Source organism: Bacillus sp. MYb78 (assembly GCF_002975115.1).
Taxonomy (GTDB): Bacteria; Bacillota; Bacilli; order Bacillales; family Bacillaceae_G; genus Bacillus_A; species Bacillus_A cereus.
In genome coordinates this window covers 124,836-134,273 of record NZ_PCOB01000015.1, presented here as the reverse complement: position 1 = coordinate 134,273, position 9,438 = coordinate 124,836, and the positions used below count along the sequence as shown (strand labels likewise).

The following is a 9,438-nucleotide window of genomic DNA, read 5'->3' as shown; positions in this document are numbered from 1 at the left end:
ACCTTTGACAACTTTAAACTTTGTTATTTCTCAGTTGACATACTACCGCAGGTCTTTATATTTAACCAATCAAAATATAATTAGAAACAATTGCTTACCATTAGTTATGTGACATTTTTCATAAGTTATTCATGCTGCTCAACTATAAGATTTTTGAGAATAATACACACCGATAAACTATTTTTCGAACTAACGATTTATCCGACTTGTTATTACACACATTAAGGACAATCTGGCTTCAATATTGTTCGCATAAACTCTTCTTTAAAAGCAGGATAGTTAAAACCAACAGCAATTCTCTGAATCGGCCGATCATCAAACCTTGTTGGTTCAGCTATTTTTCTAAAATCAGCTACACTTTGGCCCCTAGTCACATCATTTGTCGTACTAATCCACACTGCCGATTTTTTATATTCGAAAATACTATCGTTTATAAACGAGACAAACGGTAGTAAATCGTGTATGGGACTTCCACCAATACCTGGATATTCTTTTTTATAAAAATTCTCATAATAAAAATCAATCATTGGTTTAATGAGTTTCGCCTGTCCAGTTCCTTGTTTATCTATTATATTGGCCATTTCAGGCGTAATAAGCGCACCCTGTGTTACATTTAACGGGTATATAGTAGCATTTTTCGCATATTTCATAACAATATTTGCTGCAATTGGATCACCATAAAAATTCGCTTCAGATACTGGTGTAACATTACCTGGAAATAGGAAAGCGCCGCCCATTATATAATACGAACAAATACGATCCATTATATTTGGATACAATAAAAATAACGTAGCAAGCGTCGTTAGTCTTCCTGTCGCCACAATTATAATATCTTCTGGACAAGGTTCGATTAATTTGATTAATTCACAAAAATTTTCTCGTTTACAAATTCTCATTTCAGGTGGAATAATAGGACCTAAACCATGATCCCCATGGATTTCAGGGAAAAACAAAGGTTCTTCAGCTGTCATCGGCCTACTCGCACCTTCAATAATTTTCACTTGTGTAGCATAGTACCTTTCTAAAAAATAAACATTTTCCGTAACGATATCTCGTGATACATTCCCGTACTCTGCAACAATACCTAGAATATCTAATTTACATGTTTTATTTGCATAAATTAACGCTACGGCGTCATCAATACCAAAGTCTCCAAAAAAGATGATTTTCTTATTAACTATTCTCACCCCTCTTCAGCATAATCTACTATTATTATTATGTGAAAAAGACAAGGCGGTGAAACAGCGCAAACTAAAAAAGCCGCCTATTTATTGGCGACTTCAATCTTTTTATAAGACAAATATGCTAGTACATTTTTACTTGAATCGTATTTCGGGTTATTTCCTTTTCTTGGCTCTCTCATATGTGTCTTTTCAAATCCAGGAATGTCTGGCATTTTCCCCATAAATTCAAGCATTTCTTCCTCAGTACCTTCAATGCGTACACGAATCATAATAACTATTCCTCAATTCACAGTTTCTCTGTACTAAGTATATCGTACTTCAGAAAGACTGCAACACATTTATCTTTTTAATGTTGTACTTTTTTTACATATAAACATAGCCATTTCAGTATAGAACGAATCTACTTTATTATTTTTAAGTTGAATATTAAAATATTCCTTCATTTCGTTTGGTGCTTTCATCATACATTCTGTTAATTTTTCACGCTTTTGTACAGGGACATCCATCATATTACACCACCAGTCAAAATCAAACTTCTTATCAAAAGTAAGACATGACTGCATTTGCAAACCGTTTTTTTCTAATAAAGTAAGCCATTCTGTCTTTTTTAGAGCTCGTTCATGACTTGGGTCCCGCTTCTTTTCTATAAAATTATAAAATGTATCATATTCATTATTTTCTGGCGAAACATTATCTATTAAGATGAATAATCCATTATCCTCCAACGTACGATTTACTTCATAAATAAATTGAGCCGGATTCGTAAAATGATGGGCTGCAATCCGGCATGTAATTGTATCAAAAAAATGATCTGCAAATGGTAAATCCTCTGCGTTTCCTGCTACAAAAGACACATTTTCATGACCATTCTGCTTTATAAAACTTTTTGCTTTTTCTAACATTTGTTCTGTTAAATCAAGTGCAACTACTTCTTCAAACATAGGTGCTAACATATTCGCAACATGTCCGCCACCAGTAGCAACATCAAGAAGACGATTATTATGGCGAGATTCAACTTGTTGAACTACATGCTGTAAGTCCTGTCCTTTAGCATGTATTTTACTATTCACATACTTATCTGCATTACTGCCAAACTGTTTTTTCACAAGCTCCTCTTTACTCATTTTATCATCTTCTTTCTATTGTAATTTACATATACGATTCATATAATTATTACAATTCTCTTCATGTATTTTCAAATCCTCTTTTCATCTCACTTCTTATCGTGCTGTCCTATCATCAACATAATATAAATTTTACTTTTACTATTAAACAAAAAAGGCTACGGGAACTTCTCCCCTAACCTGATTAAATATTTATTACATTTTCATTTCTTCATATACGTCTATATAATATAAATCCTCTTTCAACTTCATAATAACATCTACTTCGTTATAAGTAGCCTCACGAGCATGTAATCCAAATTGATCCATACCAATCCATATCCATCCAGGTGTATGATATAAAACATCTATGTTAAAATAATCTAATTTAGTAAGCTCCGATGTAATAAATTTATCTTTATTAGCGATTTGTTTATCTAGTAAACCATATTCTTTTCCATTTTCAAATAGCGATATAAATTTCCCTACAATCGGATGTTCACGAACAATAAAATGATATTCCTTTTCCTCTACATTTGCCACAATCAAACGAGAAACAGATAAATCAGCCCCCGAATTCGACATATTTGTTTATTCACCTCCTTATATAGGTTTCTTCAATATAATAACAAATGAATATTCAAATCAGATTAATATAATGTAAAAAATAAAAAAGCTGACTTCCCTTTAGAAATCAGCCTTTATAATTTGATCAACTTTATACTTTTACAAATTATTATAATGTTTCTTTTTCCTCATCATTTCCGGAAACTAAACTTCCTATAGCATCTGCTGTTACTTCCACTACAAATTCACAAATACCTGCTACAACTTCTCCAATTACTTCATCCATCTTTTTACCCCCTTATTTTATGTAACTTATTTGTAGTATAGAAGAAATTGGTGAATGTAAACTATCGAAAAAGGTGACATAAACCTTACAGAATTGTAAGCTCTTTCATCCCTTTACTTCCCCCCCTTTGAAACTCCAAGTATTTTTAGCAGACATATAGGCCATCATAATATGAAGCAAGTAATAATCAAGTGTCAGGAGGCGTTTAATATGTATTACGTAAAATTAATTAAAGGTCAATCATTCTACGCTTTTGATCATCGTTTCTTAGTGTCTGAAGAAGAAAAGGTTTCAGAGAAAATCTATAATTACTTACGACGTAATGAATTTTTTGAAGTACGTAAAGAAGAATATTCCGCTTAATTACAAAAAGCATTAAGAAAAATATCATCTTATTGTGATATATTCTTAATGCTTTTATGTAAATTGCTTCTTTTCAACAATTGTTGTTGACTCTATTAAATAATCTAGTATTTGTCCAAGCTAATTCGTCACCTCCTCATATTCTAGTATATGAGGAGGTGACGAATATGACTCATATCATTGATTACCAAGCTACTCAACCTATAAGTAAAACTGGTGAAACAACTTTTGCAATCCCCTCTTCTCCAAATAAAGCAATTTTAGCAAATTTGAAATTGAGAATTTCAAGTAGAGATTCACGTAATAATCGAGTAGAATTAATCGCTACAATTGGTGTAGAAGGTATAACTGGGACTTCACAAGTTTTATTCCGAATTTTCCGTGATAACATTGAAATTTTTAATGCACAAGTAGGTATTGAATCTACAGATTCTGAACAATTTTATGTACAAACATTTCAAGCTATAGATCAAAACGTTGGCAGTGGAACACACGAATATTCATTAACTGTAGAAAACCTTACTAGTGGTGCAAGCGCAGAAGTTGTTGGCCCACTATCTTTTAGCGCTTTAGCTATTGGACAAGAGCGTAAATGTTGCTAAGTGAAATTAATTTTTAATTTTGCACTTGAGAAAAGCAAGACGTAGTTATACGTTCTTGCTTTTTTATTTTCCCTATTTTTAACCATATGTCTTTTACATTTTAATTGCTTATTTCATCAATTAACGAATCAAATTTTCGGCAAATCAAAAAGATTGAAATCCAATTATGAAACACGTAATATAGACTCTGACTCTAAAAAAGTTCGTATGAAAATAATACATAAATAAGGAGGTTTTATATACGAGTTTTTCATTTTAAAAGACGGAGAGGTTTTATGTTATGTGGCGTAATAAAAACGTTTGGATTGTTTTAATTGGGGAGTTTATTGCAGGTCTAGGATTATGGCTTGGTATTCTTGGCAACCTTGAATTTATGCAAAAATATGTCCCTTCTGATTTCATGAAATCAGTTATATTATTTATCGGACTATTAGCCGGTGTTCTAGTTGGACCTATGGCTGGCCGTGTCATCGATCAGTATGAGAAGAAAAAAGTTCTTCTTTACGCTGGGTTTGGTCGAGTTTTAAGTGTTATTTTTATGTTTTTCGCTATTCAATTTGAAAGTATCGCATTTATGATTGCATTTATGGTTGCTCTTCAAATTTCAGCAGCATTTTATTTCCCTGCATTACAATCTGTGATTCCACTCATCGTAAGTGAGCATGAGTTATTACAAATGAACGGTGTACATATGAATGTTGGTACAATCGCTCGTATTGCAGGTACTTCACTAGGTGGAATTCTTTTAGTTGTGATGAGTTTACAGTACATGTATGCCTTCTCAATGGCAGCATACGCCTTATTATTCCTCTCGACTTTCTTCCTACAATTCGAAGATAAGAAATCAACAACACCAAGTAAACAAGCTGCAAAAGATAATAGCTTTATGGAAGTATTTCGTATTTTAAAAGGAATTCCTATTGCTTTTACAGCACTTATATTAAGTATTATCCCTCTATTATTTATAGCTGGGTTTAATTTAATGGTTATTAACATTAGCGAAATGCAACATGATCCTACGATTAAAGGGTTCATATATACAATTGAAGGTGTCGCATTTATGTTAGGTGCCTTCGTAATTAAACGTCTATCTGATCATTTCAAACCTGAAAAATTACTATATTTCTTCGCAGTTTGTACTGCTTTTGCACACCTATCATTGTTCTTTAGCGATATAAAATGGATGGCTCTTACATCATTTGGTTTGTTTGGGTTTAGTGTTGGCTGCTTCTTCCCTATTATGTCGACGATTTTCCAAACGAAAGTTGAAAAAAGTTATCATGGTCGCCTCTTCTCATTCCGTAATATGTTTGAAAGGGTTATGTTCCAAATCGTCTTACTTGGCACAGGGTTCTTCTTAGATACAATTGGGTTACAATATATGGTTCTCATCTTCGGAGTCGTTTCATTATTGATTATTTCTATTTCCCTTTCTAAGCAGAAACATTATGAAAAACAGCATTCGCAATCTGCGAATTTATAAAATAAACAAAGAAGTATGGATATAATATTGAAGCCATACTTCTTTGTTTTATAATACGCCTATTTATTACGTTTATTGAAATTACCTAAAGGAGTATCCCTCTTTTATTTCGAATAGATTATAAAGAGGACTCTTTATAAAAGGAGTGGTAAAATGTCTGATGGCATTGAAGTATTTATTGTCCTGCTCTTTGCAATTGCGCTGTTTAGCATCCTAAACTTTTTAGCCATTTCCTTATCTGGACATAGTTTTAAAAAAAGAATCGTGGCAGGTTTCATATTTTTACTACTGACTCCCATTATCTTTTTGACTATCGCAACATTTGCTTCTATATTCGATAAAGTAGGATTTGGCGCAGGTACGTTAGCCTTTATGATCGCAAGCGTATATATATTAAATGGAATAGTGCTTCTGCTTTCCTCTTTATTTATCCTCAAAAAAGACATAACATAGGCTATGGTACTAGCATGAATCTGACTTTACACTAGATTCATGCTTATTTAATTTCTCCTAAATTTTTATATGAAATTAAATAATTCTTTAAAAAAATTTAAACTTTATTTATTATAATATCCCTATCGTATTCGCACGTTTATTCAAATTTAAAAGAAAGGAGCACAAAATGAAAAAGGTTCTACTTACAATTCCTATACTAATCATCCTACTTAGTGGATGCAGCAATAACGATATATACGGTTCTTGGGAAGTCGTTGACAATAAAAATGGTGAATGCCCTGTATATTATAAATTTGAAACAGTTGTCAAAAAAGAAAATAAAGAGGAAATTGTGCAAAATTTAGCAGAAATGCAAACCACAAAGAATAAAGACGATTTATATAAAGGCTCATTTGTCAAAAATTCTAATGTATATCACATTGATTATGGTAATTCATTTACATCAGAGCAAACTTTAAAAGTTGCCGACGGTACATTAAATGTATACTTTTTGACAGCTGAAAAATTATGCACGTATAAAAAGAAATGATTACATTTCAGAGGAAACGCAGAAAATATTTTCTGCGTTATTTCACTTTAGAAATCTTCCACAAATACTTAATAAAAACTATAAAATAACTTAAGTTATATAAAATGAATCCTATAATAGACATTTCAATTAACACGTCTACGCTATTTACATCGATACTTTTTCAAAATAGGCTAATCCTTCCTCTAAATTTATCAATCGTTTTAATTTTCATAAAAAAATGATAAAATATAAACATGTGTTTTCAGAATAATTAAAAACGCAGAATGAAAGCACTGTTTTAGGAGGGGTTTTGATGACTTACACGTTAGCAACTAGAATGAAAGCATTCCAATCTTCTATATTTAGTGAATTAGGAGCCTATAAAAAAGAAAAAATTGCAGCAGGTCATAACATGATTGATTTGAGCATCGGAAATCCTGATATGCCGCCCGCTGATTTTGTAAGAGAAACAATGGTACATACAGCGAGTGAGAAAGAGAGCTACGGGTATACATTATCAGGTATTCAAGAATTTCACGAAGCTGTAACTGAATATTACAACAACACTCATAACGTTTTATTAAATGCGGATAAAGAAGTTTTATTATTAATGGGTTCACAAGACGGGCTCGTTCATTTACCTATGGTTTATGCAAATCCAGGTGATATTATATTAGTTCCTGATCCAGGATATACAGCTTATGAAACAGGTATTCAAATGGCTGGTGCAACATCTTACTACATGCCTTTAAAGAAAGAGAATGACTTCTTACCAGACTTAGGAGTCATCCCTGAAGAAATTGCCGATCAAGCGAAGATGATGATTTTAAACTTCCCAGGGAATCCCGTTCCAGCAATGGCTCATGAAGATTTCTTTAAAGAAGTAATCGCATTCGCGAAAAAGCATAATATTATCGTTGTCCATGATTTTGCTTATGCTGAATTTTATTTCGATGGTAATAAGCCAATTAGCTTCCTCTCTGTACATGGTGCTAAAGAAGTTGGTGTAGAAATCAATTCTTTGTCAAAAAGTTATAGTTTAGCAGGTAGCCGTATTGGATATATGATTGGAAACGAAGAAATTGTTCGTGCACTTACTCAATTTAAATCTAATACCGACTACGGTGTATTTTTACCAATTCAAAAAGCGGCATCTGCAGCACTAAGAAATGGCGCGGCATTTTGTGAGAAAAACCGCGATATTTATCAAGAACGGAGAGATACTTTAGTCGATGGATTCCGAACATTTGGTTGGAATGTCGATAAGCCAGCCGGTAGTATGTTTGTCTGGGCTGAAATTCCACAAGGATGGACTTCTCTAGACTTCGCTTATGCATTAATGGATCGTGCGAATGTCGTTGTTACACCTGGTCATGCATTTGGACCTCACGGAGAAGGCTTCGTACGTATTGCACTCGTTCAAGATAAAGAAGTGTTGCAACAAGTTGTTGAAAACATTAGAAATAGCGGCATTTTCACTCTTGAAAAAGTAAATGAATTAGTTAAAAATTAGTTCCCACTCCCCTGCTTAAATTTAGCAGGGGTATTATTAATTGGAGGTACTTTCATATGCATATTAAAGACACTCTTCCCCATCGTTATCCATTTTTAATGACTGATAAAGTAACAAATGTAAAACAAGGTGAATTCGTTACAGGATATAAACTTATTACAAATAACGAATGGTTTATAAATGATAGTCAAAAACATATGCCTCATATGTTAATTGTAGAAGCACTTGCTCAGCTTAGTGCATTTGTACATACAAGTGATTCTGAAGGACTAGGATTCCTCTCCTCTTTAGATGGAGTTGAATTCCAAGGAAAAGCATATCCCGGTGATAAACTTGATTTACATTATGAACTAACGCGCAATCGCCGAGGTTTTGTTCTTGGTAAAGGTATTGCAACTGTAAACGACCAGCCTATTGTAACTATAGAAAAACTATTAATATATCAAGCAGATTAAAGTGTTCCTTATATCAGTTGGAAATATCTATTCTCAACCAATTAAGTAAATAGGAAAACATATTACGTAGTTAGGAGCAGGAAAATGGAACGTACTATCGGTATCGATGCTGGAGGCACATTAACGAAAATAGCTTATTTTAACGAAAAAAAGCTATTAACTTTTGAAAAATTTTATTCGCATGAACAACATAAAATAATAGATTGGATTAAAAACAACAATGGCATAAAACAAATATGTATTACGGGTGGTAAATCGAAACTATTACAGCATTTGCTTACAGGTTCATATAAAATAATAGAGCTAAACGAATTTGAAGCTACTCTTGCAGGTGTCCAATACATATTAAAAGAAGAAAAACATGCTATAAACAATTTTATTTTAACCAATATTGGTACAGGTACTTCTATCCATTATGTTTATAATGAACAATATATTCGCGCTGGTGGAACCGGAGTTGGCGGTGGGACTATTATGGGACTTTCAAAATTGTTAACAAATATAGATCATTTTGAAGATGTAATCCCTCTAACAAAAGTAGGATCTAGAAAAGAACTAGATATTACGGTTGGAGATATTTATGGTGGTATTCTTTCCCCCATCGATAATAACTTAACTGCTAGCAACTTCGGAAAAGCAGCCATTACAGAATCAAATAATAGTAGCTCCGATATACTAGCTACTGTACAAGGACTTGTCGGTGAAGTCGTTACTGCATTAAGCCTTCAATTCGCTGAAACAAAAAACATTGAACATATTATTTATATTGGTTCGACTTTATGTAATAACGTACAACTTCAACATATTATTAGTAGCTACACTGAATATCAAAATAAAACACCAATCTTTTTACAAGATGGTGGTAATAGCGGTGCAATTGGTGCATTACTTCATGCTACGAAATAAAAAGCTGAC

12 protein-coding genes are annotated in these 9,438 nt (G+C 32.7%); 8 read left to right on the top strand and 4 right to left on the bottom strand.

What is annotated here, in order from left to right:
• Positions 1-221 precede the first annotated feature (221 nt).
• From CQ064_RS23785 to CQ064_RS23770, 4 genes are all read right to left on the bottom strand, one after another.
• Positions 222-1,187, bottom strand: a complete 966-nt coding sequence (locus tag CQ064_RS23785) for a nucleoside hydrolase (protein WP_001223685.1) — start codon at positions 1,185-1,187, stop codon at positions 222-224.
• 77 nt (positions 1,188-1,264) lie between these two features.
• Complete coding sequence (locus CQ064_RS23780) at positions 1,265-1,453, bottom strand: DUF3970 family protein (RefSeq protein WP_000621885.1); 189 nt, start codon at positions 1,451-1,453, stop codon at positions 1,265-1,267.
• A gap of 69 nt (positions 1,454-1,522) precedes the next feature.
• Positions 1,523-2,308 (bottom strand): class I SAM-dependent methyltransferase, encoded by a 786-nt coding sequence (locus CQ064_RS23775; RefSeq protein WP_000031312.1) that lies wholly within the window; start codon positions 2,306-2,308, stop codon positions 1,523-1,525.
• Positions 2,309-2,503: 195 nt separating this feature from the next.
• On the bottom strand, positions 2,504-2,872 hold the full coding sequence (locus CQ064_RS23770; protein ID WP_000071473.1) for a hypothetical protein: 369 nt from the start codon (positions 2,870-2,872) through the stop codon (positions 2,504-2,506).
• A 478-nt stretch (positions 2,873-3,350) separates the two neighbouring features.
• Here CQ064_RS23770 and CQ064_RS23760 point away from each other — a divergent pair, with 478 nt between their 5' ends.
• The 8 genes from CQ064_RS23760 (at position 3,351) to coaW (ending at position 9,429) form a co-directional block, all read left to right on the top strand.
• A complete protein-coding gene (locus CQ064_RS23760; protein ID WP_000291907.1) occupies positions 3,351-3,503 on the top strand; it encodes a YqbF domain-containing protein in 153 nt (50 codons plus the stop codon).
• Between the two features lie 167 nt (positions 3,504-3,670).
• Positions 3,671-4,105: an exosporium protein ExsC gene (gene exsC / locus CQ064_RS23755; RefSeq protein WP_000148807.1), complete on the top strand. Its 435-nt coding sequence runs from the start codon at positions 3,671-3,673 to the stop codon at positions 4,103-4,105.
• A 280-nt stretch (positions 4,106-4,385) separates the two neighbouring features.
• Positions 4,386-5,588 carry an MFS transporter gene (locus CQ064_RS23750; protein WP_000269265.1) on the top strand — a complete coding sequence of 401 codons (1,203 nt, stop codon included), beginning with the start codon at positions 4,386-4,388 and terminating at the stop codon, positions 5,586-5,588.
• Between the two features lie 153 nt (positions 5,589-5,741).
• Positions 5,742-6,041, top strand: coding sequence for a hypothetical protein (locus CQ064_RS23745; protein WP_001279465.1), 300 nt, complete (start codon positions 5,742-5,744; stop codon positions 6,039-6,041).
• A gap of 169 nt (positions 6,042-6,210) precedes the next feature.
• A complete protein-coding gene (locus tag CQ064_RS23740) occupies positions 6,211-6,573 on the top strand; it encodes a hypothetical protein (RefSeq protein WP_000757020.1) in 363 nt (120 codons plus the stop codon).
• A gap of 295 nt (positions 6,574-6,868) precedes the next feature.
• Positions 6,869-8,068 carry an LL-diaminopimelate aminotransferase gene (locus CQ064_RS23735; protein ID WP_000222702.1) on the top strand — a complete coding sequence of 400 codons (1,200 nt, stop codon included), beginning with the start codon at positions 6,869-6,871 and terminating at the stop codon, positions 8,066-8,068.
• A gap of 56 nt (positions 8,069-8,124) precedes the next feature.
• Positions 8,125-8,523, top strand: a complete 399-nt coding sequence (locus CQ064_RS23730) for a 3-hydroxyacyl-ACP dehydratase FabZ family protein (RefSeq protein ID WP_000547672.1) — start codon at positions 8,125-8,127, stop codon at positions 8,521-8,523.
• A gap of 84 nt (positions 8,524-8,607) precedes the next feature.
• Positions 8,608-9,429, top strand: coding sequence for a type II pantothenate kinase (coaW, locus tag CQ064_RS23725; protein ID WP_000442490.1), 822 nt, complete (start codon positions 8,608-8,610; stop codon positions 9,427-9,429).
• Positions 9,430-9,438: the final 9 nt, after the last annotated feature.